The sequence below is a fragment of the Lysinibacillus sp. CTST325 genome, from assembly GCF_054665055.1.
Window position 1 is genome coordinate 629,026 of the sequence record NZ_BAAFHO010000002.1, and the last position, 26,529, is coordinate 655,554.

Annotated in this window: 30 protein-coding genes; 12 read left to right on the forward strand and 18 right to left on the reverse strand. The window is 34.5% G+C overall.

Annotated elements, in window-relative coordinates; translation table 11 throughout:
• Nucleotides 1-74: 74 nt before the first annotated feature.
• The 5 genes from ACYQ73_RS08680 to ACYQ73_RS08700 all read right to left on the reverse strand — a co-directional run bounded on the left by ACYQ73_RS08680 (nucleotide 75) and on the right by ACYQ73_RS08700 (nucleotide 5,384).
• Nucleotides 75-821, reverse strand: coding sequence for an ABC transporter ATP-binding protein (locus ACYQ73_RS08680; RefSeq protein ID WP_460012108.1), 747 nt, complete (start codon nucleotides 819-821; stop codon nucleotides 75-77).
• The gene (locus ACYQ73_RS08685; RefSeq protein WP_460012109.1) at nucleotides 814-1,611 is read right to left on the reverse strand and encodes an ABC transporter ATP-binding protein; all 798 of its coding nucleotides are present in this window, start codon (nucleotides 1,609-1,611) and stop codon (nucleotides 814-816) included. Before ACYQ73_RS08685 ends, ACYQ73_RS08680 begins: the two co-directional genes overlap by 8 nt.
• The gene (locus ACYQ73_RS08690) at nucleotides 1,604-2,656 is read right to left on the reverse strand and encodes a branched-chain amino acid ABC transporter permease (RefSeq protein ID WP_460012110.1); all 1,053 of its coding nucleotides are present in this window, start codon (nucleotides 2,654-2,656) and stop codon (nucleotides 1,604-1,606) included. Before ACYQ73_RS08690 ends, ACYQ73_RS08685 begins: the two co-directional genes overlap by 8 nt.
• 13 nt (nucleotides 2,657-2,669) lie before the next feature.
• Complete coding sequence (locus ACYQ73_RS08695) at nucleotides 2,670-3,551, reverse strand: branched-chain amino acid ABC transporter permease (protein WP_460012111.1); 882 nt, start codon at nucleotides 3,549-3,551, stop codon at nucleotides 2,670-2,672.
• A gap of 621 nt (nucleotides 3,552-4,172) precedes the next feature.
• Nucleotides 4,173-5,384: an ABC transporter substrate-binding protein gene (locus tag ACYQ73_RS08700; protein ID WP_460012112.1), complete on the reverse strand. Its 1,212-nt coding sequence runs from the start codon at nucleotides 5,382-5,384 to the stop codon at nucleotides 4,173-4,175.
• A gap of 494 nt (nucleotides 5,385-5,878) precedes the next feature.
• On the opposite strand from ACYQ73_RS08700, the gene ACYQ73_RS08705 reads away from it, so the two are divergent.
• Complete coding sequence (locus tag ACYQ73_RS08705) at nucleotides 5,879-6,787, forward strand: LysR family transcriptional regulator (RefSeq protein ID WP_460012113.1); 909 nt, start codon at nucleotides 5,879-5,881, stop codon at nucleotides 6,785-6,787.
• Between the two features lie 100 nt (nucleotides 6,788-6,887).
• Here ACYQ73_RS08705 and ACYQ73_RS08710 read toward each other — a convergent pair whose 3' ends face one another.
• The gene (locus tag ACYQ73_RS08710) at nucleotides 6,888-7,196 is read right to left on the reverse strand and encodes a hypothetical protein (protein WP_460012114.1); all 309 of its coding nucleotides are present in this window, start codon (nucleotides 7,194-7,196) and stop codon (nucleotides 6,888-6,890) included.
• A 232-nt stretch (nucleotides 7,197-7,428) separates the two neighbouring features.
• Nucleotides 7,429-7,776: a hypothetical protein gene (locus ACYQ73_RS08715; RefSeq protein ID WP_460012115.1), complete on the reverse strand. Its 348-nt coding sequence runs from the start codon at nucleotides 7,774-7,776 to the stop codon at nucleotides 7,429-7,431.
• A 325-nt stretch (nucleotides 7,777-8,101) separates the two neighbouring features.
• Here ACYQ73_RS08715 and ACYQ73_RS08720 point away from each other — a divergent pair, with 325 nt between their 5' ends.
• Complete coding sequence (locus ACYQ73_RS08720) at nucleotides 8,102-8,605, forward strand: NUDIX hydrolase (RefSeq protein ID WP_460012116.1); 504 nt, start codon at nucleotides 8,102-8,104, stop codon at nucleotides 8,603-8,605.
• Nucleotides 8,606-9,215: 610 nt separating this feature from the next.
• The gene (locus tag ACYQ73_RS08725; RefSeq protein ID WP_460012117.1) at nucleotides 9,216-9,521 is read left to right on the forward strand and encodes a DUF3784 domain-containing protein; all 306 of its coding nucleotides are present in this window, start codon (nucleotides 9,216-9,218) and stop codon (nucleotides 9,519-9,521) included.
• A 127-nt stretch (nucleotides 9,522-9,648) separates the two neighbouring features.
• Here ACYQ73_RS08725 and ACYQ73_RS08730 read toward each other — a convergent pair whose 3' ends face one another.
• On the reverse strand, nucleotides 9,649-9,933 hold the full coding sequence (locus ACYQ73_RS08730; protein WP_460012118.1) for a hypothetical protein: 285 nt from the start codon (nucleotides 9,931-9,933) through the stop codon (nucleotides 9,649-9,651).
• A gap of 223 nt (nucleotides 9,934-10,156) precedes the next feature.
• Between ACYQ73_RS08730 and ACYQ73_RS08735 the strand changes: the two genes are divergently transcribed.
• The gene (locus ACYQ73_RS08735) at nucleotides 10,157-10,351 is read left to right on the forward strand and encodes a YjcZ family sporulation protein (RefSeq protein WP_460012119.1); all 195 of its coding nucleotides are present in this window, start codon (nucleotides 10,157-10,159) and stop codon (nucleotides 10,349-10,351) included.
• Nucleotides 10,352-10,545: 194 nt separating this feature from the next.
• Here the strand turns inward: ACYQ73_RS08735 and ACYQ73_RS08740 are convergent, their stop codons facing one another.
• Together ACYQ73_RS08740 and ACYQ73_RS08745 are read right to left on the reverse strand one after the other, a co-directional pair.
• Nucleotides 10,546-10,836, reverse strand: a complete 291-nt coding sequence (locus tag ACYQ73_RS08740) for a DUF5316 domain-containing protein (protein ID WP_460012120.1) — start codon at nucleotides 10,834-10,836, stop codon at nucleotides 10,546-10,548.
• 165 nt (nucleotides 10,837-11,001) lie between these two features.
• Nucleotides 11,002-11,982, reverse strand: coding sequence for an ABC transporter substrate-binding protein (locus tag ACYQ73_RS08745; RefSeq protein ID WP_460012121.1), 981 nt, complete (start codon nucleotides 11,980-11,982; stop codon nucleotides 11,002-11,004).
• A gap of 172 nt (nucleotides 11,983-12,154) precedes the next feature.
• On the opposite strand from ACYQ73_RS08745, the gene ACYQ73_RS08750 reads away from it, so the two are divergent.
• Genes ACYQ73_RS08750 through ACYQ73_RS08760 form a run of 3 tightly spaced genes read left to right on the forward strand, consistent with a single transcriptional unit; the run spans nucleotide 12,155 to nucleotide 15,029 of the window.
• Entirely contained in the window at nucleotides 12,155-13,156 is a 1,002-nt protein-coding gene (locus tag ACYQ73_RS08750) for a FecCD family ABC transporter permease (RefSeq protein WP_460012122.1), read from the forward strand.
• Nucleotides 13,156-14,211 (forward strand): FecCD family ABC transporter permease, encoded by a 1,056-nt coding sequence (locus tag ACYQ73_RS08755; protein WP_460012123.1) that lies wholly within the window; start codon nucleotides 13,156-13,158, stop codon nucleotides 14,209-14,211. The genes ACYQ73_RS08750 and ACYQ73_RS08755 overlap by 1 nt, the downstream gene beginning before the upstream one ends.
• Before the next feature lie 14 nt (nucleotides 14,212-14,225).
• The gene (locus tag ACYQ73_RS08760; protein ID WP_460012124.1) at nucleotides 14,226-15,029 is read left to right on the forward strand and encodes an ABC transporter ATP-binding protein; all 804 of its coding nucleotides are present in this window, start codon (nucleotides 14,226-14,228) and stop codon (nucleotides 15,027-15,029) included.
• Between the two features lie 84 nt (nucleotides 15,030-15,113).
• Here ACYQ73_RS08760 and ACYQ73_RS08765 read toward each other — a convergent pair whose 3' ends face one another.
• Together ACYQ73_RS08765 and ACYQ73_RS08770 are read right to left on the reverse strand one after the other, a co-directional pair.
• On the reverse strand, nucleotides 15,114-15,812 hold the full coding sequence (locus ACYQ73_RS08765; RefSeq protein WP_460012125.1) for a Type 1 glutamine amidotransferase-like domain-containing protein: 699 nt from the start codon (nucleotides 15,810-15,812) through the stop codon (nucleotides 15,114-15,116).
• A gap of 380 nt (nucleotides 15,813-16,192) precedes the next feature.
• Nucleotides 16,193-16,930 (reverse strand): polysaccharide deacetylase family protein, encoded by a 738-nt coding sequence (locus tag ACYQ73_RS08770; protein WP_460012126.1) that lies wholly within the window; start codon nucleotides 16,928-16,930, stop codon nucleotides 16,193-16,195.
• A gap of 112 nt (nucleotides 16,931-17,042) precedes the next feature.
• Here ACYQ73_RS08770 and ACYQ73_RS08775 point away from each other — a divergent pair, with 112 nt between their 5' ends.
• The 3 genes from ACYQ73_RS08775 to ACYQ73_RS08785 all read left to right on the forward strand — a co-directional run bounded on the left by ACYQ73_RS08775 (nucleotide 17,043) and on the right by ACYQ73_RS08785 (nucleotide 18,758).
• Complete coding sequence (locus ACYQ73_RS08775) at nucleotides 17,043-17,642, forward strand: hypothetical protein (RefSeq protein ID WP_460012127.1); 600 nt, start codon at nucleotides 17,043-17,045, stop codon at nucleotides 17,640-17,642.
• Between the two features lie 12 nt (nucleotides 17,643-17,654).
• Complete coding sequence (gene csaA / locus ACYQ73_RS08780; protein ID WP_460012128.1) at nucleotides 17,655-17,987, forward strand: chaperone CsaA; 333 nt, start codon at nucleotides 17,655-17,657, stop codon at nucleotides 17,985-17,987.
• A gap of 342 nt (nucleotides 17,988-18,329) precedes the next feature.
• A complete protein-coding gene (locus ACYQ73_RS08785) occupies nucleotides 18,330-18,758 on the forward strand; it encodes a GNAT family N-acetyltransferase (RefSeq protein WP_460012129.1) in 429 nt (142 codons plus the stop codon).
• 569 nt (nucleotides 18,759-19,327) lie between these two features.
• Here the strand turns inward: ACYQ73_RS08785 and ACYQ73_RS08790 are convergent.
• The 4 genes from ACYQ73_RS08790 to ACYQ73_RS08805 all read right to left on the reverse strand — a co-directional run bounded on the left by ACYQ73_RS08790 (nucleotide 19,328) and on the right by ACYQ73_RS08805 (nucleotide 21,755).
• The gene (locus ACYQ73_RS08790) at nucleotides 19,328-19,627 is read right to left on the reverse strand and encodes a hypothetical protein (RefSeq protein WP_460012130.1); all 300 of its coding nucleotides are present in this window, start codon (nucleotides 19,625-19,627) and stop codon (nucleotides 19,328-19,330) included.
• A complete protein-coding gene (locus ACYQ73_RS08795; RefSeq protein WP_053482017.1) occupies nucleotides 19,627-19,926 on the reverse strand; it encodes a DUF2089 family protein in 300 nt (99 codons plus the stop codon). Before ACYQ73_RS08795 ends, ACYQ73_RS08790 begins: the two co-directional genes overlap by 1 nt.
• Before the next feature lie 838 nt (nucleotides 19,927-20,764).
• Nucleotides 20,765-21,403, reverse strand: coding sequence for an O-methyltransferase (locus ACYQ73_RS08800; RefSeq protein WP_460012131.1), 639 nt, complete (start codon nucleotides 21,401-21,403; stop codon nucleotides 20,765-20,767).
• Entirely contained in the window at nucleotides 21,390-21,755 is a 366-nt protein-coding gene (locus ACYQ73_RS08805; protein WP_460012132.1) for a hypothetical protein, read from the reverse strand. Before ACYQ73_RS08805 ends, ACYQ73_RS08800 begins: the two co-directional genes overlap by 14 nt.
• Nucleotides 21,756-23,238: 1,483 nt before the next feature.
• Between ACYQ73_RS08805 and ACYQ73_RS08810 the strand changes: the two genes are divergently transcribed.
• Both ACYQ73_RS08810 and ACYQ73_RS08815 read left to right on the forward strand, forming a co-directional pair.
• On the forward strand, nucleotides 23,239-23,622 hold the full coding sequence (locus ACYQ73_RS08810; protein ID WP_460012133.1) for a hypothetical protein: 384 nt from the start codon (nucleotides 23,239-23,241) through the stop codon (nucleotides 23,620-23,622).
• A gap of 21 nt (nucleotides 23,623-23,643) precedes the next feature.
• Complete coding sequence (locus ACYQ73_RS08815) at nucleotides 23,644-24,495, forward strand: hypothetical protein (RefSeq protein ID WP_460012134.1); 852 nt, start codon at nucleotides 23,644-23,646, stop codon at nucleotides 24,493-24,495.
• 131 nt (nucleotides 24,496-24,626) lie between these two features.
• Here the strand turns inward: ACYQ73_RS08815 and ACYQ73_RS08820 are convergent, their stop codons facing one another.
• Both ACYQ73_RS08820 and ACYQ73_RS08825 read right to left on the reverse strand, forming a co-directional pair.
• Nucleotides 24,627-25,178, reverse strand: a complete 552-nt coding sequence (locus ACYQ73_RS08820; protein ID WP_460012135.1) for a S16 family serine protease — start codon at nucleotides 25,176-25,178, stop codon at nucleotides 24,627-24,629.
• A 721-nt stretch (nucleotides 25,179-25,899) separates the two neighbouring features.
• The gene (locus ACYQ73_RS08825; protein ID WP_460012321.1) at nucleotides 25,900-26,520 is read right to left on the reverse strand and encodes an NAD(P)-dependent oxidoreductase; all 621 of its coding nucleotides are present in this window, start codon (nucleotides 26,518-26,520) and stop codon (nucleotides 25,900-25,902) included.
• Between the last annotated feature and the right edge of the window lie 9 nt (nucleotides 26,521-26,529).

A 26,529-nucleotide genomic window follows, 5' to 3' on the forward strand; every position in this document is an offset into this window, starting at 1 on the left:
ACATCTTTTTTGACATCGTAAAATCGTAAAATCCCTCACTTGTTACAACAAGGAGGAATCTCGATGAAGCTACTTTATACTTGCATACTATCTTTCGGCGTCGTCTGTGGTTTACCGAAGTATGCTTCTTGGATTTTTGGATCATTCAACAGCTCTTGTGCTGTACCTGAAATGGCCATCTTCCCATGGGCTAAAACGCATGCACGATCGGCTACCTTCAAAGCAGCTTTCACATTCTGCTCGACTAAAATAATTGTGACACCTCGTTCATCACTTAATCTACGTAATATAGTCATAATGTCTTTGACGATTAAAGGAGCGAGGCCTAATGATGGCTCATCCAGCATCAACACTTTTGGGTTGGCCATTAAACCTCGACCAATTGCCACCATTTGCTGCTCTCCACCTGACAGTAAACCACCCGGGCGATGAAGCATTTGCTTTAAGCGAGGAAATAATTCCACAATTTCCTCGTAGTCTCGATGCACAGTTTTTTTATCTCGACCATAGCGGTGATAAGCACCGAGCATCAGATTGTCCTTGACAGACAAGGAAGAAAAAATCTGTCTTCGTTCTGGCACTAAACATATGCCATTGGCAACTGTCTTTTGCACACCATCTTTCGTAATATCTAACCCTTTGTATTCAATTTTCCCTACACTCGGTGAATACACACCTGCTAATGTACCGAGGAGCGTACTTTTCCCAGCACCATTTGATCCGACAATCGATAATAACTCCCCTTCTACTAGTTCGAATTCAATACCTTCAAGAACATGTAAATGCCCATGATAAGTATGTAAATTTTCAACTTTAAGCATAGACCACACCTTCTTCCGCTTCATCATCGCCCAAGTATGCTGCTACAACCTTTGGATTTTTGTAGATCTCTTCTGGTGTACCTTCTCCAATCTTAACCCCGTTATCGACAACAACTAAACGATCTGAAATAGCCATAACGGTTTCCATATCATGCTCGACGAATAAAAAAGTCATTCCCTCTGCGCGCATTTTTAATATGACCTCGACTAATTGTCTTGATTCCTCAGCGTTTAGGCCCGCCATTGGTTCATCTAATAAAATGAGTTGAGGTTTTGAAATCGCTGCACGTGCAATTTCAAGAAGTCGTTGGCACCCATAAGGTAATTTATCGGACATTTCATAAGCAAACTCAGCAATGCCTACATCTTTTAAACATTGTAATGCTCTCTCCATCGTATAAACTTCTTCTTTCACAACATTCGGCAAGCGTAAACCGGCCGTAAAAATATTTGTTTTCATCGTTATATGTGCACCGGTCATGACATTCTCAATCACGGTCATATTATCGAAAACTTCTAAGTTCTGAAATGTTCTTGTTACACCCGCTTGCGCAATTTGATACGGCTTTTTTCTCGTTAACCGCTTCCCTTGGAAATAGACATTCCCTGATGAACTTGGCAATACTCCTGTTATCATATTAAAAAGCGTTGTTTTCCCTGCACCGTTAGGGCCAATAACTGCGAATATTTCCCCTTTATTAATAGTGAAGGATACATTGTCTACAGCTACAACTCCTCCGAATACTTTCGTTAAGTTTTCTACACTTAAGATAAGCTCTTTATTAGTCATTTGCTTCCCCTCCTGTAGCTCGTGTATCGATAGTGAACGCTATCGGTGCAGGGCGTTCTTTCTTATGAAACTTTCCGATAATTTTCATAAATTGAGGTACTAAGCCATTAGGCATATAAATCAATGTTAAAACTAGCAATAAACCGAAGAAAACGATTTCGAATTCCCCTCCAATGCTCGGGAAGAATATGGGTACAAAATGTTTTAATAATTCCCCAAGTAGAACATAAGTAGCTGAACCGACAATAGCTCCCCAAATATTACTTAATCCTCCGATAATAACCATTATCAATAAATAAATGGAGGTATTGGCTGTAAATAAATTCGGATTAATAAATGATACATAGTGTGCTAAAAGTGAACCAGAAATAGATGTGAAAATAGCACTTGTCACAAAAATTTGTAATTTATATTTCATTAAATTTACACCTACGGCATCTGCCGCAATCTCACTTCCCTCAATCGAACGTAAACCACGCCCAATTCTTGAGTGAATAATATTCCGTGAGAAAATAAGTGCCAGAAAAACAAATAGCCAAATTAGATAAAAGTAACTTTGATCTGTAACGAATTCAAAGCCGAATAACTGAATCGCCGGTATACCGAAGAAGCCATTCGAGCCCCCTGTAATAGATGTTAATTCTTTAAATGCTGTATACACAATAATGCCAAACCCTAGAGTTGCTAGTGCTAAATAATAACCTTTCAACTTAAAAGCAGGAATCCCGATGATTAAAGCAACAAACGCAGAAATGAGTGCACCTACCAATATCGCTAACCAGGGAGATAACCCTAATGTAGCTGTCATATAGGCAGACGTGTAGGCACCAATTCCATAAAAGGCCGCATGTCCTAGTGAAATTTGTCCAGCATAGCCTGTTAACATCGTTAAACCTATACAAACTAATGCATAAAAGCCAATCATCGTAAAAATAGCGAGTGTATAATTAGATCCGACTAGTGGGATATAAAATAGTAGAGCAAAAAAAATACTTGGTCCAACTAAGCTGTTATTATAGATGAGCTTTAAGCTTTTTTTGTTCATCGTAGTAACCTCCCTACACACGTTTTCCAGAAGCTTTTGCAAATAGACCTTCTGGTTTTACAAATAAAATGAATAGCAATAAAGAGAAACTCACTAAATCTTTTAAACCAGATGACCATAATCCCTCTGTAAATGCTTCAATAATTCCAATGAGAAAGGCACCAGCAATTGCCGCTGGGGCATTTGTTAAACCACCGACAACGGCTGCAACAAACGCTTTAATGCCAAGCATCATCCCCATATCGTAGGATGCGCCGGAAATTGGCGCGATTACTGTACCCGCTAAAGCCCCCACACCAGCACTTACAATAACAGCAAACAGTGACATTTTATTTGGATTGATGCCCATTAAACGTGCAGCAAATGGATTTATAACACAAGCTGTTAATGATTTTCCTGTAAATGTATAGTTAAAGAAGTACATCATGACGATTAAAATAACGATTGAAAGGCCGATCGCCCACAGATTTTGCGGAAGTAACACAGCTTCAAAAAATTGAATTGGTGTATTATCCGTAAACGGCGGTAATGTTTGGGCTTGCGTTCCCCAAATTAAAATCGCAATACCTCGGAATGCAATCGATACACCGATTGTAATGATTATTAGCGTTGTCATGGACGATTTACGGGCTGTATGAATTGCTGTTCGTTCAAATACAGCACCAATTGCCGCCACAATGATGATACTTAAAATAATAGCTAACCATAAAGGTAAATTAGCTTTCACCAGTGAAATACTGATTAAAGCACCAAACATAACAAATTCGCCTTGCGCAAAATTAAGGATGCCTGTCACGTTATAAATAATGACAAAGCCAACTGCAATCAATGCATAAATGGCTCCTATTGTTAAACCTGAAAATAATAATTGCAACATTTGAGAAAATGTTTCCATATAGTTTTTCACTCCATTCTTTTCGAGGTTACTAAGCTCATAAATGAATGAACAGTGATAGAGAGATACCACTGTTCATTGAATGTGTATTATTTTGCAGGTATGTTGATTAACCATTCTTCTCAGGTTTATCAACATACCGTGGGGTTGATTTCCGTTCCGGCTGCGCGCTTTCCTGGGGGCGTCCGATGAGCCGCTTCACTCGCTCTGCTCGCTCCAGGGTCTCATCTGTGACGCTGATCCCCAAGGAGTCGCCCAGCCTCCACTCCAATCAACTACATGCAACTCGGTTTCTACGGCAAAAGTCGAGCTGTTTCTTCCACTTTAATCAAATTATGCCTCGGCATAATTGCGTCCGGAATCGGCTTTGTGCTTAGGCCTGCGTGATGAAGGTCAGTTAGCCTTTATCGCATGGATGCGATGATTTTAGGCTAACATCCTTTTAGAACTCCTTTCCGATTTCCGTGACATCCGCCGGAGGCTTTAACTTATTTCAGCGGATGATTGTACATCTGCTGAAATAAGTTAAAAATGTGCATATCATACATAAGCAAAATATCAACAAAAGAATTCTATTTATCGATTAATAATAATGCTATATTTCCCCAATAAACAAACCCGTTATTTATCTTCTAAAGTCCACTTACCGTCAACAATACGTACCATTGCAAAACTATCCGGACTCAAGCCCATATGATTATCCGCAGTTATGTTAAAAGTACCTGTCAAACCTACATATTCACCGAGTTCTTTTTCAATGTAATCTCGAAGAGCAGCGCTATCACTCCCTTTTGCTTCAATTGCTTTCGTAGCAATCGAGAAGGCATCTGCTGCATAGGCACCGAATGTACTTGCTGGTTTATTGTATTCCGCTGTGAATGCTTCGTTATACGCTTTCAATAATTCTTTTTGTGGATTTGAATCTTCTAATTTATCGGCAATTAATAATTTACCCGTTGGTAATATTACATCGTTTGCTGCATCACCTGCTACTTCGATAAATTGACCCGTTGCAACACCATGACTTGCAAGAACTGGTATATCTAGTGCTAATTCACGAATATTTTTAATGACAACCGCTGACTCTTGTACAGTTCCCCATACAATTATTGCATCTGGGTTCGCTTTTTTTACACGAGTTAACAGTGGCTTTGCATCTGTGACTGTCGCTTCAAATTCATCTTCAATAACTGATTCCACACCGTAATTTTCCATGTGTTTAACAAATTCTTCATGACCGCCCGTTCCAAAAGAATTTGCAACGTTTAACCAGGCAACTTTCGTTAAGTTATTATCTTTTAAATATTGTAAAATTCTCTCCACAGCTTGTTGATCATCTTGCGGCATTTTGAATACCCACTTGCGTGCTTGTCCATTTTCATTCATATAAATTTGTTTACTAGCAGCAACAGAAATGTAAGGCACCTGATTTTGCTCTGCCAAAGGTAACATCGCTAATGAGTTGCCACTTGTTGTCCCTCCGATAACGAGCGATACATTGTCTTGTGTTAGTGCTTTTTTCATGGAAAGAATCGCTTCATTTTGGTCAGATTTATCATCATATGTTACTAAATCAATTTTTCGACCGTTAATTCCCCCATCCGCATTTTTTTGATCGACTAACATTTTCAGCGTTTGCATTTCTGGTTCCCCTAGAGCAGCTGCCCCACCAGATGCAGAAAAAATTCCAGCTATTTTGATTGAATTTGCTGATGCTTCACTACCAGAACTACCGGAAGATGCATCACTTTTCCCCGAATCCGATGATGAACTACAAGCCACCAACAATAGTGCCCCCATCAATAGGAAAAGAGACAATAAAGTCTTTTTCATAAACACTACACCCCTTAATAAATTTTATACCTATAGAAACCGCATCCCCTTGTAAAATGACGGTATGTATAGCCCCTCAGATATTACGAAAATAATCATCTCTGATATAACCTGTAATGTGATATTTTTTGAGAATAATAAAAAATAGATTATTCGAGATCAAAAGTTACATTAAGCAGAATTTTCTGATTTTGGTTAATCAAAAGAATATCATGTATTTTAATAAATGATAAATACTAAAAATATATATTAAAAATTCATATATATACGTTTTCGGTATACTCGTACTTTAATTGTTATATAAAATTTATAAAGAATATGCCATTTAATATTCCACGAAATCCTTGTTAATTCTAGGTTTTCCTAGATTATTAAACTAAAGAACCAGAAATATCTAACAATTTTAACGAAAATACGCGAAAAAATGTTACTATACAGAATAAGTATACAAATTGCATAAACTAGTTGATTTTAAGTATAGGGGTGAGAGATTAATGGATTTAAGACAATTAAATTATTTCATTACGATTGCTGAAGAAAAACAAATTACGAAAGCAGCCAAAAAATTGCATATGGCACAACCGCCACTTAGCCATCAATTGAAAATTATCGAAAAAGAATTAAATTGTAAACTATTGGATCGAAACGGCAGAGCATTAGAGCTTACTGAACCAGGAAAGATTTTATATGAAAAAGGCAAAGCATTATTAGCTAATTTCGAAGATACAATTTCAGAAATAAAAGAAGTTGGAGAAGGGTTAAAGGGGGTACTATCAATCGGGGCAGATCAAACTTGTTTATCTTACCTACCTGAAAAAATTAAGTTGATGCATGATAAATACCCTAATTTATCCTTCAAAATTATTGAAGGAGATACATTTTTCTTAAAGAATAGTCTCGTAAGTAAAGAAATCGATTTAGCGATACTGCAACAACCAATAGAAGATGATAATTACTTTTCAATCGGGTTAGAATTAGAGGAATTTGTACTAGCCACTCCTGCACAATGGCATTTACCGAATCCCATTCAAATAGAAGACTTAAAGAATATACCGTTTCTTTCGTTTTATCGTCATCCTAGTTGTAGTACATTTCGCATTATAATCGATGAATTCAAACGTCACGGTTTCGAGCCTAATATCATTTGTGAGTGCATTGATATTGCGATGGTTATCGCCTTAATAAATGAAGGTATGGGGGTAACGATTTTACCTAAAACGAGTCTCGATAAATTTTTAATTCACGGTATTCGAATCATTCAATTTTCTAATTGCAATATCCAATCAAAAGCGAATATTGTTTGGTCAAAAGATCGATATTTAGCAAAGCACGCAATGAATTTTCTAGAATTATTTACAGAAGAAACTCATCTACGATCTAGCAGAACAATTCGCCAGAGTTAATGAACAACATGAGGAATTTTAATCTGGCGCTTAGGTGATGAATTGATGGTTTATAAAATAATTATCTCCCGGTTGAAATTTTTGACCGGGAGATTTAGATTTATTTAACATACTTCAAATACTTTTTCACAAAATCTACAATGTAAAGCACTTCTTCTTCTGAAATATTGTATAGACCGCTAACTTTTCGTAGTTTGGCTGGTGATTTTAATTGTTCACGCACTTGATCAATCCTCATATATTTACATTTCCGAGGGTTTACACAATCTCTAATCTGCTTGTAACGAAGGTAAGCATACCGAGCAAAAGCATTTAACATCTCCCTCTCCTGCTCATCTCGTTGTAATTTTTTTGCAGCTTCATCGATTGTTTCCGACTCAAATGTCCATGTACCATCTGTTATTTGCATAGTACCACCTCTTTCGTTGCGTAAAGTTGATAACTATTATGGCTGCACCTTAATTTGATAGCATTAAGATTGCCTCCATCTCTTCTATTCATTGCTAGTAGATGCATAAGAAAAAGCCACATCTAGTTAAATGTGACTCTTTTTGTATTTTTGTTCAGTTGGTACATTCCAATCATCCACTATATTAAAACTGAAATCCATCAGCCGTTAGCTGCGTTAAAGATAATTATTCTTATTGAGATAAACGTTTGTATTCTAATATTTCAATTTTAAAACCGTGATTACATTTCTGCTTATTAAGCTTATCACTATCACAGGGTGGGGATATTCTTACCTTAACATCATCAAGACTTCTCGAAGGGATTTCAATCCTTACAGTAACATCATAGGAATGATCGTCATTGTAAGTTATATTAACAATCCCTTTCCATTGCCATTCAAAAAGAGTATCCTGCCCATATTCTTTTATTACTCTTTTATCAATAGTTGGGAACACAATATCTAAAATAATATCCTCTGTTGTGGCATACATTTCTTCTACTTTTGATGTGGTTTCTGATTTAACAACTAGTGGAGACATAATAACACTACATAAAAGACCTAGTAAGACTAAGTATTGCTTAACCACCTAGATTCACCTCTGATTTTTGTTTACTACTTATTCTTCGCACATTATTTTTTTTTATTAATCTGCTCCGCTAAGAAGCCCGACATAATAATCTATTGTTTATCTTTTTCCCCACTACTCATCAAATTTTATGCTTTATTCCTTTCTAGTTTCTACACAAGTTGAAAAGTCATTGTTTTTCGGGTGAGAGGATTAAAAAAATATAATATACATATATCTTTTAATTAACTAAATGGAAATATAATGATTTTATAATACATAAAAAGGAATGAAGCAGATGAACAACCAAATTTATGTGAACTGGAGCGGGCATCATCTTAAACTGACATGGTTACAAAATCATAGAATTGACGATTTCAGCAAAGTAACAAGTGTACATGGAGTTTGTTTTTATCAAGGAAATGTTTTGTTAGTTCATGTAGACGGGAGAGGATTTAACTTTCCTGGAGGTCATATCGAAAAAGGAGAAACACCTGAAGAAGCATTGCACAGAGAGGCATTGGAAGAAGGTTATGTAAAGGGAGAGATCAACTATTTGGGAGCAATTGAAGTCAGTCACGAAGAGAACCCTTTATTCAATGCTGATAGTAAGTACCCTTTAATCGGATATCAAATGTTTTATAATATGGAAATTCAAGAATGCCTTCCATTTCTTCGAGAACATGAAACAATTTCGCGTATTTGGGTTGAGCCGGAAGAAATACCTTATGTAATTAATGACCATGAGTTTGCACACATAGTATTACAAGCAGCTTTAAATAACATCCCTTCTAATTTGTAAGGTGCATTTGACTATAGCTTCATGCATAAGCAATTTTATGTTAGGAGGTTTTTAGTCTAATAGCACTTTATTATACCTGCTATGCTTATTACTTATTTTGCCTTAATAAGGCAAGTATGTAGCAAAAGTGATTCAGAATTTTGAAAACTCATCTTTAGATTTGTTTTTTAATTTAAATCAAAGGCATTTCACTATACAAACATAGCTATCAAATCATATTAATAGTAGTGTAAAGCTAACCTAGCTTTGCACCTCCTAGTTTGTGGTTTAGGGTCACTTTGGTTCGAGTGACCCTTATTTATTTATCTTTCATTGTTATCCGTATCCCCGATGAGTTATCTCAGATTTTGCATGATGGAATTTTCTTCAATGTGATTCCCGACATAAGTTCCACGTACAATAACTCTGTGGCTTTTATATCCATACCTATCCATACTTTCCCCCTAAAGTCTTTTTTAGATTAATGTCACTCTTATATTATTTTGTAGTTCCATCGATTAAATTGACTGTAGCTATCTAATACATCACATCATTTTCAAAAATAATTTGGAAACCTTTTCTTATTATACTCGTATATTTATTTGAACTAACATAAGTGAGGTGACGAAAAATGATTGCTGGATATATTACTTGTATTGTTCTTGCTTTCATTATTATTTTTATGGGTTTTCTGATCCATGTAAAAAAGAAACTATGGCTCATTGCAGGTTACCAAGAAGATAGTTTTATTGGTGATAAAAATAAACTAGCTAAGCTATTTGGTGTTTTCTCATACATAGTAGGTATCGCTACTTTTCTATTACCTTTTGGGCTAGAATTTTGGGGTCTCATTAGTGGCATTATATATGCGGTTTGTATATGTCTAGGAACAGTAGCTACTTTGGTCTGGAAACAAATAATTAATAAGCCACTTTAAAAGAGTCTTTTAAAACGAAGAGCTTTAATAATATTCCCTTGAATATAGACACGAACCACATTGCCTACTTCAAGGGGAACATTTTTAAGTGTCATTCTAAAACATTTCGTTAGTCATTCCACCGCTTTTATCTAAACGAGGCTTTTCTTTTATCTTTCCGAACAACGGAAAACATGTAAATGCTAAATAATAAAATGATGATGGCTGTTACTGCTAAAAAATATGTATCTTGAATCTTAAACAAAAAAGTATTCAAAGAATTTAATAATCCAGCTAACATCAACAATAACCAATAATTATTCTTTCTTTTTGATTGATCACCGTTATTTAGATAACTAGCAGATAGCCAGATAAAGAAAGGTAAATAACAGACAATTAAAAATGTTAGAATAGCCCAACCAATAAACGACATAGTACAAACACCTCCTAGAGCCTTCCTTATTTTATACGTTTGACATTGGTAATAGTTTCAATTTTATTATTCTATAAAAATGTTGCTTCCTTTTTGAAATTGAGTAATTCCTCATCATTAATTTTTTGGGATTTTTAATTCAAACTGAGTAAAACCAAGATGAATACCTCCCCTCCATTTTACACCTAGACATATTATAGATTGTAGAAGGGAGGGATATTTCATGGGATATTACGGTGGAAATTATGGTAACTGTTGTTACGGAGGCTATGGCGGTGGCTACGGTGGTGGCTATAGCGGCGGTGGCTGCGGCGGATACTATGGCTATGGACATGGCGGAGGCCATGGTTCAGCATTCGCATTAATTGTAGTTCTATTCATTCTTTTAATTATTGTTGGTACAACATTCATGTATTAATTTTTTCAATACGTTAGTTTCTATTCAGATCTATAATGTAAAAAGTTATTGCTTTTTATCATTGTCACAATTAATCATTTCCATAACTTCTGTTACTAAATATCATATACTTAGTAATAGTAGGATAACTAACCAGCCTAACATACTACAGTTAAAACCAAAAGGTCACTTTTGTCCGAGTGACCTTTTATTTATCATTTACTTAAATAATATAATATAACCGCTACAATAATATTTGGTAAAGCAATGTATAAGGAATTTAAAGAAATTGTATTGCGTTCGTCCCGATGTTCTGTCGTTTCGGCAGCAAAATTTGCCCTCATCCGATCCCCACTAACCATGGACCCAGAAAAAATCATTGAAATGACAATGAAGATACAGCCAACCGTGCCTGAAACTAAATAAAGCTTTTCCATTCCCCACAAAATCATCGATGTCAAAACACCACATAGTGATAAGAAAACACCCATTAATAAATGCCTCAATTTAAACGCCCCCTTTTTTATTTTACGTTTAAATACATATTTTGTTTCAACTATAAGGTGAATTTTCCATAGTGCTAATGTGAGTTGCTGTTGAAATTGAACAAATGAAAAACGCCATACAATCATCATCGATGAAAGTATAGCGTTTTTTGATTCAGGTTGTTGTTATTTAACAAATATTTCTTCGATTTGGTCAAGCATAATTTCGGCGGCTAGGATTCCGCCTGCTGTATTCCAAATTACATCGTCAACTTTATGGACATTCCCTTTTTGTACGGCACTTAGGTTTTTCCAAAGTGGGTCTTCTGTCCATTCTTTTTCAGTAGCTAAACCTGTTTCATCACTTGTTGGCATGTAAGTAAAGTAGAAAAGTACATCTCCGTCCATTTTAGGAATTACTTCTTTTCCTACCTCAACAGCTAATTTCCCTAATTTCGCATTATCTTTAAATAATTCTGCTTGCTCTGGTACACGTTTGAATCCTAATGAATCAAAAATAACACCTGAGAATGAATCTGTATAGTAGATTCGAGATTTATCAGCCATAAAGCGTACGAATGACACCTCTTGATTCGTTTTATCGCCAAGCTTTTCTTTGACAGCTTGAACTTTATCATTATATGCTTTTAAAACTTCTTCGCCTTTAGCTTCTTGATTTACCGCTTTTGAATAAAGTTTAAAGTTGTCTTGCCAATCACCGCGTAATGTCTCTGCGAAGACTGTCGGAGCAATTTTGCTTAATTTTGCATAGTCTTTCTCTTGTCTTATTTTATTTCCAATGATTAAATCTGGTTTTAAAGAAGCAATTTTTTCAATGTTAATTTCACTCTCAACCCCAACAACTTCTACGCCTTCCATTTTATCCTTTAAATGATCATACCAAGGATTACCTGAAAATGCTTGTACAGCACCTACTGGTTTAATACCTAGAGCAAGAAGTGCTTCTGTCCCTTCGTTTGTTAAAACGACAACTCGTTTTGGTGTGTCTTTAACTTCAGTTGTCCCCATTGCATGTTCGACACTGTAAGCATTACTCTTAGTTGAACTTTCTTCTTTCGTGTTTTCCTTGTTATTGCCACATGCAGCTAAAACAAATACAGCGACAACAGCAAGCAAAACTAGTAGTTTTTGAAATGCCTTTTGCATCTTTTCTTCCCCCTATGTATATGATAGAATGTTTAAGCAGATTCAATGATAATGAGAATCAATTTCATCTACTCGAGAACGAAATTAAGCATATTGTAAGAATCTATTATTGTCAATAATTTATTTAACTACTATGTAAGCACATTCTATTGAAGGAAGAGTACAACTGTATATGATTTTAAAAAATAATTTTTCAAAAACAATTGCATTAATAGTAGGAACACTACTCCTACTCCTTTGTATGGGGATAAGTATTGTATACGGATATGCAAATACGTCCATTCAAATGACGATTGAATCTTTTACACATTTTAATCAATCTAACGAGCATATTATTATTCAAAATGTTCGTATTCCAAGAGCTCTAATCGCTACTTGCGTGGGTGCTTCCTTAGCTATTACAGGCGTGCTCATGCAGACATTAACGAAGAATCCTTTAGCATCTTCAGGAATATTAGGTGTTAATGCTGGAGCTGGGTTTGCCGTCGTATTTGCTATGATTTTCTTCCATGTGTCAAGTTTACAAGCCTTTGCATGGATTGCATTTTTAGGTGCTACAATAGCCGCTCTATCTGTTTATGGTATTAGCTCGGCTGGACGAGATGCCGTAACGCCAGTCAAAATAACTTTAGCAGGTGCCGCTATCAGTGCATTATTTGCTTCTTTTACTCAAGGATTACTTGCAACAAACGAAGCAGCACTCGAGCAAGTATTGTTTTGGTTAGCTGGTTCCGTACAGGGGAGAAAGCTTGAAATTCTTTTATCTGTACTTCCTTATTTAGTTATTGGATGGATTGCCGCTCTGTTCATTTCTTCCAAAATGAATATTCTTGCTCTTGGAGACGATGTAGCGAGAGGCCTAGGATTACCACTAGGATTCATGAAGTTGATGGTAGGTCTTATTGTTGTTTTATTAGCCGGTGGTTCAGTTGCAATAGCTGGTCCTATAGGGTTTGTTGGAATTGTGGTACCCCATTTTGCGCGAAAGTTTGTTGGAACAGATCATCGTTGGCTCATTCCAATGGCTGCACTATTAGGTGGCATTCTATTATTGTTAGCCGACGTTGCAGCACGCTATATCATAATGCCTCAAGAAGTACCAGTAGGAGTAATGACAGCCATGATCGGTACACCATTCTTTATTTACCTTGCGCGAAAAGGTGGAAAAAAATAATGAAAAATTTAAAAACAATACGTTTACTACAACATAAAGTATCCTTTTTACTTGATATAAAAGCTTCCAAAAAACTTACCTTAATTAGTATTATTGCACTAGCTGTTTTTTTCTTTAGTGCCTCATTTGGTGAGTCCTTTATAAATCCAATAAAGGTTTTGCAAGTCCTCATTGGCAAAGGATCTGAGTTTGATCAATTAATTATTGTTGATTTCCGGATGCCTAGAATATTTATTGCTGCTTTTGCTGGGATGGCATTAGCAGTGGCAGGTGCAATTTTACAAGGAATAATAAAAAACCCATTAGCCTCCCCCGATATAATCGGTATTTCTGCTGGTGGCGGAGCTGCGGTTGTTGGTTTTTTAGCTATGTTTAGTGATTCCAATCATTCCTTAACAGTTAGTATTGAATGGTTACCTCTCGCAGGATTTATCGGAGCAACCATTGTCGGACTTATTGTTTATGTATTTGCTTGGAAAGATGGTGTGACACCCACCCGTCTTGTATTAATCGGTATCGGAGTCTCTGCATTTATGCAAGCCATTACGACGATGTTGATGATTATCGGACCCATCTATCAAGCTAGTGAAGCCAATAAGTGGATTACAGGGAGCGTCAAAAGTGCAGATTGGAGTCAAGTTCAAATTGTAGTTCCATTGATACTAATCCTCCTACTAATCACATTTTTTATTACTCGACAATTAAATGTTCAAGAATTGGGTGATGATACGGCTGCTAGTTTAGGACAATCTGTACAAAAAACTCGTTTATTCTTATTACTCTTGAGTGCAAGTTTAGTTGCTAGTGCTATATCTTTTGCAGGAGCTATCGGTTTTGTCGGCTTAATGGCACCTCATATTGCGAGACGCATTGTAGGGCCTTCATTTGGTGTGCTAATACCGACATCTGCTGCAATTGGCGCTTTACTAGTAATGGTAGCAGATATTATCGGACGAACTGCATTTAACCCTTTAGAAGTACCAGCTGGTGTGTTTACAGCTGCCATTGGTGCTCCTTATTTCATCTATTTATTATTTAGAAACCCTAGAAAATAAAGGAGTCAAATTTCATGACTGAAACTTTAGAAACTAAATCACTTACCCTAAATTATGGTGATTCCAATATCATTGAAAATCTACATTTAACTATTCCGATGAATGAAATTACTGTGCTAATTGGCGCCAATGGTTGTGGAAAATCTACACTTTTACGCTCCATTGCTCGATTATTAAAGCCAAAGCAAGGATCTGTATTATTGGATGGACAAGATATTTTCAAATTATCTACTAAACAAGTAGCAAAAAAACTTTCTATTCTTCCACAGTCACCAGTAGCACCAGAGGGATTAACAGTACTTCAGCTTGTTAAACAAGGTCGTTACCCACATCAAAGTTGGCGCAAACAATGGACAGAAAAAGATGAAGAAATAGTGTTAAATGCCTTAAAAGCAACAGGTGTTGATCATTTACAGGATAAACCCGTGGACGAGCTTTCTGGCGGTCAACGTCAACGTGCCTGGATTGCCATGACACTTGCACAGGATACAGATATTATCCTATTAGATGAACCAACTACTTACTTAGATCTAACACATCAAATAGAAATTTTAGATTTATTATTTGAATTAAATCAACAGGAAAAACGAACAATTATTATGGTTTTACACGATATTAACTTAGCATGTCGATATGCTGACCACATCATAACTGTTCGAGACCGAGGTGTCTTTCAACAAGGAAGACCTGAAGAAATCATGACGACGACGTTGGTAAAGCATGTCTTTGATCTAGATTGCAAAATGACGAACGATCCTATTTTTGGCACACCATTATGTATTCCTTTTGGTAAAGGACGTATAATCTCTTCATCATAAATATTAGACATTCTTCTAAAAATAGAAATAAGCCTATTTAGGACATGGAAAGTCACTGAGTAGGCTTATTTTTTTAAGCTATATTCATATATTTCCTAAATACACTACAGATAATGCTTGTTCATTAATATCATTATCCAAGGAGACCTTATATGCTTTACCATTAGGTTTTGAACTAACAATTTTATGGATTTCTTGATCGATAAAATGAACGGCTACTCCATCATCAGCGGCAATTCCAGATGAGAGTTTATTAGCTTTCACCAAATTATGATAAGCTGGTCTTCGATTGATTTCTCCATCATAATGAGGGCAATTACTTCCTGGGAGAAACCCTAAACATGTTATCGGCTCTAATTCTCCTCCAAATGAATCTGTTATTCCTTCCTCGAACCAACAAATTGAACCAGCACTAATACCAGTTAAAAGGACTCCCTCATGCCAAGCTTTCTTAAAAACGCTATCTAACGACCACTCTTTCCATAAAGCTAAAAGGTTTTTAGTATTTCCTCCGCCAACATAAATAATATCTTTTTCCATAATAAAACTTTCTAAATCTCGAGTCGGAGGTGAAAAAAGTGATAAGTGGGACGGAATGCATGGTTGTGAGTTAAAAAAAGAATAAAATTTTGCCATATAATTTTCAGAGTCCCCACTTGCAGTAGGTACAAAGCAAATCTTAGGATTGGCCTTGTGAGACTGCTGTAAAATATATGTATCTAATAATGAATTATGAGGCTCCATAGAAAAGCCTCCCCCTCCTAATGCAATAATTTGTTTCATCTTTTTCACTCCTTTTTTTTGGAAAATAGTGTATTTTATGATTATATAAAACTTCTAGAGGAAACGCACCCATAACTTTTTCATTTTATTACTGGTGTACGTATACCATTGCTCCAATCCTTAATAAATGAGGATTGGTGAGGATTAAGATTTAAAGGTATTTCATCTCTCGATAAAAAGCGCAATTTTCGCTACTTTCATCATTGATTTGTAAAGTTGTAGATCCCTAAAACATTCTTTTTCACAATTTACTATTTCAGTCCATTAAAAACTAAAATAACCATGAACATCCTTATTTCCCGTTATTTCTTAAATAATCAGGGTTCTAATACAAAAAAGCAAGGCCCAGATTACATAAAAAAAATGAGCCCTGCCTATATTTATTTTCCATCCTTATTACTTAGCTTTTGAATCTCGAGTAGTTCAGAAATCGTTACAAATTTATATCCCTGCTCTTCAAGCTCTGGTAAGATTTTTTTCAAGGCTCTGACAGTTTGCTCACGATTTCCACCGCCGTCATGAAATAACACGACACTTCCAGGCTTAGCACCTTTTAAAACAGTATTGACAATTTTCTTTTCTCCAGGACTTTTCCAATCAAATGTATCTAAATGCCATGACCACATGACAACTTTATACCCTTCTTTTGCTATTGCATCAATCATGGAATCCGTGTATTGGCCTTCAACTGGTCTAAATAAAACAGGGACATAACCTGTAATACCATAAATTGTTGCATGTGTTTGTTTTATTTCTTTCATCAAATTGGAAACATTCGTTCTAAAAGGATGCGTATATGTGTGAATGGCTAGTTCATGACCTTCTTCATGTATACGTAAAGCAAGCTCTGGATTTTTTTCTGCATTTTCACCCACAATAAAAAATGTGGCCTTTGCATTGTACTTGTCTAATATATCTAAAATGTCAGGTGTGTACTTTTTATGAGGACCATCATCAAAGGTTAAGGCGATCACTTTTTCATCCGTATTAATATCCCACAAAATTTGTCCTGCCTCTTCGTAATACTTCCTTCCCTTGTCTGCAAATGATTTTTCATTTACAAAAAATAAAAATAGCCCGAAAAAGGATAAAGCGATCAGCAGATAGTATTTCCTCAAGTTTTCACCTCCTGCAAATAATTATTTCTAATCATTATTATTTGAGGTTTAAACTAAAAAATGCTTTTATTTTTGTTCTTTTAATTGTATATAAAACCAATAACAATCCAAAATGAATATAAATAACGCTGCACATTCTAATCCTAAAAATGTTATATTATTTGGAAGGAGTGTGATTATTTTGATAATCAGTGTAAAGAAAGAGGATTTAGATTTTAATGGCTCCAGTTTAAGTCAAAGATGTTTCGAACCACTCATTAAGATTTATAAGGTAAGAATGTCCGAAGAAACTAATCTCGGTGTAAAAGAACGTTTTTATGAGGAACTTACAGAAGGTCAAAGAGCATTATTTATGTTTTATGTTTATTATAACCATATTAGTAAATCTCTTATCGAATTCTATTGGTGGAGTACTTATTTCATGGCCCAGTCTAAAAAATGGGCAGCTCTCAAAGCCTGCTTTAAGTATTTTAATGATGAACCTTTTCTTTTACTCCTTGAGAAAATTGAACGGGAACTAAAACAACATAATCACCCTACTACATTAGAGAATTTTACAATCACTCGAGAAGAATTAGATCAAAACAAAGAGCTCCATGCATCATTTGAATCGCTATATGCAATATTCGAAAACATTTATCCAGCTACTATAGAAAAAATAAATACTTTCATCGAAAAGAATTTACAAGAGTTTATACAAATTGAAAAGTAAGGAGTATTTTTTATGGCAACTATAGAAGACTTTATAAACCTTGATATTAGAATTGGGACAGTTATCCAAGCTGAGGAACTTCCGAAAGCAAGGGTTCCTGCTATTAAAATGAAAATTGATTTTGGAGAAGATATGGGAATCAAGCAATCCTCTGCTCAAATTACTAAACGCTATACGCCAGAAGAAATTATTAATAAGCAAGTAGTAGCGATCGTTAATTTCCCACCCCGTCGTGTGGCTGGCTTTAAATCTGAAGTTTTAGTGATTGGTGGAGTTCCTGTAGAAGGTGATGTCATTTTATTATCTCCTGATCAACCTGTACCAAACGGAACTAAAATTAGTTAAGTCTAGGATTTTGTGATTTGAAAATTTAATTTTTAATGAATCTATTTCACAGGCACAAAACTAACTTATATTACATCTACATCATATATTTAATAATGTAAAGCTAATTTAGCCTTCTACCTCCTGACTTGATACTAAGGGTCACGAATGTGTGGCCCTTTTATTATTTTGTAACATCTAGTACCACATGTTACAATTTTTACTACATATAGTAGAACGAATCCACTAAATCGAGAGGATCATAGAAAATGAAAATTTATTTTGATTGGTGCTACATCATTAAGATCTTCAAATAAAAAATAGAAAGGAGCGTGATAATGAAGAGAAAAAGGAGAGAACATTATGAAAAACAGACAAGCAACAACTAATGACTATGAAACGATGATAAATCTTTGGGATAGATCCGTTACCAAAACCCACGATTTTTTAAGTTTAAAAGATAAGGAAGACATTAAACAGGAAATTCCTATGTATTTCCCACATCTTGATGTGAGACTTTGGTTTGTGGAAAATGAATTGATAGGTTTTTCAGGTATCAATAATCAGCACTTAGAAATGCTATTTTTAGAACCCGGTGAAATAGGAAAAGGTTATGGAAAACAAATAATACAACAACTCATTAGAGATTTTTATATAAGGTCTGTTGATGTTAATAAAGACAATGAAAACGCAAAGATGTTTTATTTAAAAAATGGTTTCACGATTGTCAGTGAAGAACCAACAGATAGTTCTGGTCGCCCTTATCCAATATTACATCTAGGATTGAAGTAACGAGAAAAAAGACTTTTCCCGTTGTTTAAGAAAGGATACGTTATGTAAATTTTTTTTGCATTTATACCTCTTTTAGTTATATTAATATTTTAAATTATTCCTGCCGCATTTATCATTTGGTTTCTAATCAAATTAATAAACTTACAGCAGGAGCAAACTAAAATACTTAGAAGTATATCAGATAATAAAAACAATTATGCCGTGACATTCGTCGGAGGCTTTAAACTTCTTTCAGCAAATGTTTTGGTAGCGAAAGCGTAGCGAAAGCGTAGCGTCAGCTACAGATGTTTTATGTAACGTAAGAGAAACGGCAGGTACAGGTGTTTGAACACCCGTTGAAAAGCAACTTAAATCCGCATTCATCTTTCCACCTATAGAGGTAGGAGACTTCTGCAGGGTCACAAATGTGGCCCTTTTATTTTTTCTGTCGTTGTTTCATTTTTTAGATATGAAAAGAGAATCTTTTGAGCTTGGAATTAAAGTTTAATAATCAACTAATACATTTTATTTAAAAGCAATAGTCAGAGCATATCTTGCAAAAAGTTTAATCACTCTATTTTCTGTATTCATTAACTAATATCATGTAACTTCATTTTTTCTAATTCTTTCTTTCTTTTATTTTTTAGAGATTCTCTTCCTTTAGCCCAAGTTCCTAATAAAAACACCGAACCACCAACTGCAGCCTTAATAAGTGAAGATGTATTGACATTATCCACTCTAATGGACCACCATCCGAAAATAAAAACTAAATATAGAATAGGTACAATTGCTCCCCAGTAAACGTTTGTTCTTCTAGATAAAAAAGATTGAATTCCTATTATTACAATGGCTATTAAAATGGCTATTATCCATTTATAAGTTGGATCCATTATTCATCATTCCTTTCGCTTTTATATTTATCAATAATCATTTTTGCCGTTTCTAAACTCAACCGTTCATCAATTACCAAATTTTTAATCATATTTACAAACTCCACGTCTTCAGTATTGCTATTCAGTTCAATTTTTTTAATTAATGTATCTAATTTAATCCTTACTGTCGGATAGGATACACCATAAATTTTAGATATATTCTTTAAAGACCCAGAATTAATTATAAATTTTCTTATAAATTCAACAGATTCTTTATCTAAAGACAAAATCCAAGCTGGTACTTCATCACGATTCATATCACCCCTCCTTTTCAATAATGTTAAACAATAATTAAATAAAATTCAAGTAATCATTAATATTATTCATTTAATTTTAAGGTTATTTTAAGATAAAACTGTTTTTTAGACGGAGAAACTTTTTCGTAGAGTTATTGCTAGGTTTGACTATTGGAGGAATTATAGTTGTTCTATGTTCGATGATCAGTGCATCTTCACCTGTTGGAGAATCAATGCGGTTAACATCAAATTCTGCGAACAAATAAGCTAACCAAATTCGCAAACAGATAAAAAGAAATCAGTGGCAGTATGGCAGGAAATAAATAACCGTATCCAATGCCTACAAGAATGTAAAAATAATAATTATTACTCTTTAATAAAAATATAAGCACATCAAGGGCTATAACGAAAATAAAGAACTTCACAGCTGGCCTTTTCATGTTTTCTATTATCCTATCCAACTTTACCTTCCTTACCACTAATAAAAGTAAACATAATCGTATCGCTACACTGAATAAAACTGTTAGTATAATAAATTCGACAAGAGGTATTCTTTTAAATCCAACCGCAAGAATAATGCATAATTTGCTTACAATCCATCGAAAAAATGATATACACCATCCACTATATATCTAAACAAAGTACCTCCTCGATCCATTTATTTTTTAACAAAATCATTCCTCAAGATACTATAAATAATGTTCATGTTATACAGTAAATGAATTATATGGAATAAACAAATTTTATTCAACTAACTTACTTCGTTAGTTGAATAGCAAACAATCTTTAAGAAAACAGCTTAATCAAAAAAAAGCACTAACATGCGGTCCGTCAGTGCCTCTCGTATTTAATATGGTGCTTATTTCTTCACTTTTGAAAGTGTCATACCATCACCAATTGGAATAATAATCGACTCTAGTTGTGGGTGATTTGCGACTGCTACATTGAATTTCTTCATCAATTCCGTATATCGTTTTGGTTTGGCATTTGGATCTGCCACACTTCCTGCAGCAAGCACATTGTCAGTAACTATGATTGCATCGGGATTTGCTAGCTGTACACAGTAATTTAAATAGTTTTCATAATTATCCTTATCAGCATCGATAAAGAAAAAATCGAATCGTTCATTACTTTGCACTAGCACTTCAAGGCTTTGTAATGCAGGTCCTGTTATATATGTCACTTGTTCACCAAAACCTGCCTTCGATAAATTACCGTAAGCTAATTGTGCGTATTTTTCCTCTAATTCAAGAGAAGTTAATTTTCCATCACTGCCGAACCCTCTAGCTAGACAAATTCCACTATATCCACCGAGAGCCCCTACTTCAAGAATGTTTTTAGCTCCTGTCATCGAGACAAGCATTGTTAAAAGTTTTCCAGAGGAAGCAGAAACAGAAATGGCGGGCATTCCGTTTTCTTCAATAGATGTAATGACCCCCTCTAAAATTGAGTCTTCGCTATGGAACACAGTATCAATGTAATGATTAATTATTTTCATTCAGGTTCTTCCCTTCCTCTTCATGATTTAAAGATTTTTCATTATCTTCTTCACTGTCAGATGTAGCCATCGTTTCACTTTCATGTATTTCAAATAATTGAATGAACTCATTGATGATCATATCAATGGCTTTTAATTCACCCACTAATATGGGCTGAATAGATTGAAACTCTGGTTGCTCTAATTGTTGCTTAATCGTTGCACGCTTTAGATTCATCATCTCTAAAAAAGCAATGGCTCTTCCACGTCGGAAAGTTTTAGCTCCGCGTTGATGAGAGCCGTCTCTCCCTCTGTGGCGTCCCCCACGATGATGTCCCTCTTCTGTAAATTCCTTAAATTTTTCGTTTCTCATTTTTATCCTCCTCACATTGTATACATTTGCATACACTTCGTTTCAATTTGATTGTATACAAATGTATACACCTTGTCAATCACCCTTCTATATTTATTCCACCTTACATTAGGATCTAGAGAATTTGTAATATGTACCTCATTCAGTTCGTACATGGTAAACTTAAATTTTTAAGATAATAATTATTTCAATTAACCGAAAATACCCAAGAAAATTATAAGATTTAAATCTATAAATGGCTTTAAATCGTTAATGATAAAAAACGTTCTCGTTTAGTTTTCCACACCAATGATGACTATTTAATAGCTCTATTACTTTTATTTCAATTAAGGGATACTTAAACAATTCAGACAACTTTTAATACAGCTTCCTATTGTAATTACGAGTATGCACATCATTGGATAAAAGTCAAATTTATGTTTTATTAATCTTTGTTAAATTATCTGAAGAAACTGATTTTTAAAATTTAATAGCAAATGATAAGGTATTAACATAACAAGGTTATTCTTTAGAGGAAAATAGCATTGAAGTAAAAAGGATTTTTCCTAAAGATCAAGAATCTCAAGTAAATGTAGCTTTTATGCTGAGTAAATCTCAAGATAACTATCAAATTGTCCTCTATAACTCTCAAGGCTTAACTAATGTAATTGACGTTAATGACGGAGAAGTAAACATGAATTATTCTTTACAAGGAGAACCTACTCCTCGAATTTTATACATTACATGTTCAACAGTTTGTGTTGGATTAGTTGGTAATCCACCCGAATTTCTGTCGTGTCTAGCTTTATGTGTTGTAGACTGGGGCGCCTAAAATAATCTCAATATGATTTTATAACTGAAAGGAGAAATGATTTAATTGAAAAACAAAAAATTTATTAATATTTTATTATCAACATTTCTTCTTTCATGTTTTTTAGCATTTATTTATTTACTTTCTGCTTCTGGAGCTAGTTGGTGGATTATTATCATTATCATAATACTAATCCTAGTATTATTTAAATTTCATTTGATATAAAGTATGTGAGATTTAGCGAAGGAAAATTAGGATTGATTATAGCGTTTATATTGTTAAATGTAATCTAAGAACACTGTATAAAGCATCAACAAAACGGGGTTTTATAATCGTTGCACGCTTTAGATTCATCATCTATAAAAAAGCAATGGCTCTTCTACGTCTGAAAGTTTTAGGTTCACGTTGTTGAGATCCGTCCCTTCCACTTTGACGTTCTCCCACGATGATGTCCCTCTTCTCGAAATTCCTTTAATTTTTCGCTACTCATTTGGTAGCCCCCTTTCATCGTTTACATTTGTATACAGTTTATCAGTCATCCTTATCTTTTTATTCCCCATTATTTTACCATAAGCATTTTAGAGAATTGTAATATTTACCTCTGCTAATTTTTCCATTAAACTGTAAGTACCAGCCGAATTAATTTGGGAGTGAATCTGGCTTAGAAACATGTCTTAAGTGAAAAGGTGGAATATGAAGAAAAAATCCTGTTTATTTGTGGTATCGTTTAGTTTATTTTTAGTTGGTTGTAATGAAAAAGTCACAGTAAATACTTTTGAATCTAAAAAACCTGATGCAGCAGAGGCTTTAAGATTAGACAACCAAGCAGATATTTTTCAATGGGAAGGTAACATTTTAGAAACGAATATCGAATGGATTGATGAACTTGAAGTCAATGAAGATAAAAATATTGGTGAGATAGAATTTAATGCAACTAAAGCTGAGGATTTTAAAAATGGGACAGCTAACCTTTTACCAATTGGTGCACAGATTTATTCTGTTAAAGAACGTGATGATATTTTAATCGTGAAATATAACAATGTGGTTAAACGATATTTGATTCTATCTGAGGGCTGATTTCCTAGAAGGGAGACGAATATGTTCATTCATGATACAGTTACAGATTTCACCGATAATTATCTGCCTACCATTGATTATTTAAAGAAATATTATGAAAAGCATGCGCGCCATTTTGAAGAATACTTTCGATTTCATTGCCATAATGTAGATGAGAAAATGGAAATGGCTATTCAAAAGCACCAGGAAAAGATTTCAGCGTTAATTGAGATAAAAGATAAAATGCCAATGTTTATTAGTGATATTGCAAGGGACTATGAGCAGGTGTACGATATCGCCTTTACAAAAGATGTACATCTGATTGTAGGTTTATTCGGAAGTAATGCTTTTACTTACCGACAGATTATACCAGAAATTGCATTTTGCTTAGAGAAACTTTCCCCTCAAGATCGCCATTTACAAATTATTATTGCTCATGAGTTGGGGCACGCTTTACACCATTTATTATCCGAAAAAAGAGGCATTGATTGGGCAATTGTAGACTGGGAGAGCCCATTCACTTGGCTTTTACAGGAAGGCATTGCAACGTATTTTTCTACAAAAATGGTAAGTGCGAGGAAAGATGAATACTTTGCATTTGAAGAAGACTTAGAGTGGATAACATTTGCTACAAATAATAAACAAATAATTATAGAAGAGTTTTTAAGCGATTTAACTTCACTTGATGCAAGAGCAGTGTTTTTTGAATGGTTCTCTATTAATGGAGGTAAACGATTTGGTTTTAATCGCTTGGCTTATTTTATTGCATATGAATTCATACAAAGCTGCCTTCAAGAACTAGCAGAATTAGATGTTATTACATTATGGCGAGACGTAAACTATCAAGATGTTATTTATCAACAATTAAGCGAAATGGTAAAGAAAAATGTATGATTTGACTATTTTGCCAATGGTTACGCAAAGCCTTTAAAATCTTTTTTTGGAGGTCACCTTTCATTTTTGAAGGTGACTTAATTTTTTTAGCCTATGGGCGAAAAGAAAAGACGTCATTAGACGCCTTGTAGTCATTTAGTTTTATCGTTCATCTCATTAATTAGTTGAACAGCTTCATCGATATGAGACACATTCAAAATTTTCATGTCGATATTTAGCTCCTTTTGAATCTGTGCCGCTTCTTCTGCATTTTTAGTGGGGATAATCATAAATGGTAAGCCGTATTTCTCTGCGATTAAAATTTTTTCTTTTAGTACCCCTATCGGTAAGACGTCACCTGTTTCGCTTATTGCCCCAGTCACCGCAATGGCTACGTTGTTTTGCAAATCGCCTCGAATAATGAGTCCTGTTAGTGCTAGCCCTAACCCAGCACTATTTCCACCAATATTATCCTGATTAAAAAATTCATTAATACGTACATCTTCTTTACCTAGATAAAGATTAACGTTGTCTTTCATTTGCTCTACTTCATTTTTCTGAAGATGAAGCCACTTTAATATTTGCTGATTCTTGCTCTTATAAAGAACTAAATTTGTAATTTCATCCACATTTACAAAAGGAACTTGCTGTTTATTTAAAAGATCTTCAACAGATTGAATACTCTCCATAAATTGAAAATCCACTCTATTTACGCCTATTAAATAGATTTCACTACCTCTGGCATGTAATGGCTCTGTGTATATGTATGCGACATGAGAAGTTCCTTCATAAAATATAAGGGGCGATTCGAAACAAAATAGCAAGAACATCATGCAAGTAGCGAGCGTGATACTTCTTTTATATATTTTGTTTCTCAATAAAATCCGAGCAATTAATAAGATGATAAAATTAATCAATAGTAAAACAACAAAAGAAATTCCACCTATTACATCTTGAAGATACAAAAATAAAAATACACCATAATAGAGAAATATTAAAAAGATAGTCATGATATAATGCAAACTTCTTTTATGATTAGAAATATTCTTCACTCCCTACTTTAATATTCGTCTATTTTCAAACTTTAGGACCTTACATTTAATTTCACACCTCAGTTTATTTATTCCGGAAATACCCTTATATTCCTTCTTTTTCGAAAATCTTATATTCAAAAATGAGTCGTAGCCAGCAACTTAGTCCGTTATAGCTCTAATCTGCATAAAATTCAATGTGTCAATCTTTCTAATTGATACTTACTTATTCCCCACTTTATACACATGCATAATTTTCAGATTCGATTCCGTTAACAACAAAAAAGCGTTAACCCTTTTCGATTAACGCCCCTCTTAAGCTGAAGAAAGTTCTTCCAACCTTTAAACATGGTTTTTTCAGTTTCTTTTTGTTAATTACGCAATTGATTGAAATTTAATACGCAATACCTACACGCGATTTCACAAATTCCTTACTTTGAATTTGTTGATAGGCAAACTCTGCGGTATCTGCTACAGATATTTCTGCCCCATCATTCGGTAAAAAGTCTCGTTCGATTCGATATGTGCCCGTATATTCACCATCGGGTAAGTATGTAGGACAGACGATTGTCCAATCAGTATTAGAGTTCTTCAAGAAATTATAGACTTTATGGTGCTCCTCTGCAGCAAAGGTTGTTTTTCTTTTGGATTCGCTCGATTGATAACGTAAAATACTTGGAGTCAGTCGACTTTGGAGAATTCCAGCCGTTCCGACAGTTATAATTCTTTTCACATGCTCTTTTTCCATTGCATCAAGAATTAGCGGCATACTTTCAGTTAATGTATTTATGCCATCTGTGTTTAATGCACTAATCACAATATCTACATTCGACATGACATTTTCTATATCTTGTTTTTCTAAGACATTCCCTTGTACAGTATGTAAATTTTCATCATTTATTTGTAGCTTATTTGGATGACGAACTAAAGCTGCAACGCTATGTTCATCTCGTAACGCTAGGGAAACAATGTGGCTACCAACGCGGCCAGTCGCACCTAAAACTAAAATTTTCAGAATGATCAC